This is a genomic window from Arthrobacter sp. HMWF013, from assembly GCF_003061105.1.
Classification (GTDB): Bacteria; Actinomycetota; Actinomycetes; order Actinomycetales; family Micrococcaceae; genus Arthrobacter.
This window is the reverse complement of the sequence record NZ_QAIQ01000598.1, coordinates 6,251-8,644: the sequence shown is the minus strand read 5'-3', so window position 1 is coordinate 8,644 and position 2,394 is coordinate 6,251. Positions and strand designations below refer to the sequence as shown.

At 66.0% G+C, this 2,394-nt stretch carries 1 protein-coding gene; it reads right to left on the bottom strand.

Annotation, left to right across the window (positions count from 1 at the left end):
• On the bottom strand, positions 1-2,394 hold a 2,394-nt coding region (locus tag DBR22_RS20260), incomplete at both ends, for an HAD-IC family P-type ATPase (protein ID WP_308810247.1).

The following is a 2,394-nucleotide window of genomic DNA, read 5'->3' as shown; positions in this document are numbered from 1 at the left end:
GGCTCAAGACGGCGACACCGCACATCGCGACGACGGCGGCGGCCACTGACGCCGCAGCCAGCCCGGGCGGGGGCCATTCCAGCATGAAAAAATCCTGGAGCGCCGGGACGGTGAGCAACAGGACAAGCCCTGCGCACATGGCCATGATGATGGCCAGCCGAAGTCGGCTGAGCGGGCGGCTGATGGCCGCCAGAACGCTCAGGGCAACGAGTGAGAGTGTCAGCACCGAGGCCGTGCGGTTGGCCGTTTCGCTGAAGCCGCCCGCCGCGGCGGAATAGACGTTCACCGCCAGCACCGCCGACGCGATGATAAGTCCGGCCGGGACGGCCAGCGTCAGCGACCTCTTCAGGAATCCTGGGTCATAGCGGCGGGCATTGCTCATCAGTGCCAGGAAGAACGCGGGGATTCCAATGGTCAGGCCGTCGGTGGCGGAGAGTTGCCGCGGCAGAAAAGGAAAACTCCACATCAGCGCCCCGAACACGACCGAGAACACCACGGCGTACGTGGTTTTGCTCAGGAACAGGACTGAGACCCGTTCAATGTTGGCGATGACCTGGCGGCCTTCCGCCAGGATGGCCGGCAGCCTGTCGAAGCGTCCGTCCAGGAGCACCAGCCGTGCTACAGCCTTGGTGGCGGGGGCGGCGGTGTCCATGGCGATGCCGATCTCCGCTTCCTTGATGGCGAGGGCATCATTGACGCCATCCCCGGTCATGGCGACGGTGTGCCCCATCCTCTGCAGCGCCAGCACCATGTCCTTCTTCTGCGCCGGGGTGACCCGGCCGAACACGGAATGTGCTGCCAGCGTCGCTTCCAGCCGATGTGCGTCGGAAGGCAGGTGCCGGGCATCGTAGCCGAGTCCGACGTCGAGCCCCACTTCGCGTGCCACGGCAGTCACCGTCCGGTGGTCATCACCTGACAGAATTTTCACTGCCACGCCCTGCTGCCGGAAATAGGCCAGGGTTTGCGCGGCATCGGGGCGTACTTTTTCCCGGAACGTCAGGAGCGAGGCGGCGGCAAGCCCGGACGGAAGCTGCACGTCGTCCGTTTCGCCGTCGGGGATGATCTCGCGGGTGTGCGCCAGGACCAGGGTGCGCAGGCCGGAAGACGCAAGGCGGCCGGCGTGGGTGAGTACCGTTCCGGCGGGCGAGCCGTCCAGTGTTGATGCGTCCTCCGTCAACACCATTTCGGGTGCACCCAGAACCCACGTCCCCGCTGCAGCGTGGGGTGGAGGGAAACTCGCCGCGCTCCACTTCCTGGCTGAAGAGAACGGCACGACGGCGGCCGGCGCCGGACCGCCGTCGAAGGCGAAGGTGCCTGCGAGGCAGCGGGCGGTGGCGTTGGCATGGGGATCTGCGCCAAACCATCCAAGCGCCTCCCGCCAGCCTGGCGGAGGCGGCGGGCCTGCAGTGTGCACGCCGTCCAGAATGACCCTGCCCTCCGTCAAGGTACCGGTCTTGTCAATGCAGAGAACGTCCACGCGGGCGAGCCCCTCCACAGCTGCAAGCTCCTGTACCAGCACATTGTGGCGTGCCAGCCGTACCCCACCCACCGCAAACGCAACGCTGGTCATGAGCACCAGGCCCAGCGGGATCATCGCAATGGCACCCGCCACCGCACCGACGAAGGCGTCTACCCAGGCCCCGGTGCTGAAAGCTTCCTGCCAGCCGCCCTTTGCCTGCATCTGGCCATTGGTGATGATCACCATGACGGGCAGGAGAGCCCAGCTGATCCAGCGAAGGACACGGTCGATCCCGTTGCGGATCTCAGAATTTACCAGTGAGAAGCGTTTGGCCTCGGCGGTGAGCCTGCTGGCATACGAGCCCGCCCCCACGGCCACAACACGGGCCCTCGCCTGGCCGGCCGTGACCGTGGAGCCGGACAGCACGGTGGAACCTTTGTCCTTTCCGATGGGATCTGATTCCCCGGTGAGCAGGGACTCGTCAATTTCCAGGCCGTCCTCGTCGAGAATCACGGCATCAGCCACGACCTGATCGCCGGCCTGCAACACTGCCACGTCACCCCGGACCACGTCGGCAACTGCGATTTCCTGGACCACACCGTCCCGGAGCACCCGGGCACGGGGAGCATCAAGGACGGCAAGCCGGTCGAGCAGCTTCTTGGCGCGGTACTCCTGGACCACCCCGATAACGGCGTTGCTGACTGCCGCGAATCCGAAGAGCGCATCCTTCCACTGTCCAAGCGCCAGCAGAAGCAGGAAGCAGGTGCCGACGATCGCGTTGAACATCGTCAGGACATTCGCCCGGAAAATCTGCCAAAGGCTCCTGCTGGACTCCTCAGGTTCGCCGTTGGCCAGTCCTGCGAGCGTTCGTTCCTGCACGTCCGCGGCGGACAGCCCGGAACCGGCGGGAGCGTCCGCCCCGGGCGGATAAGGCG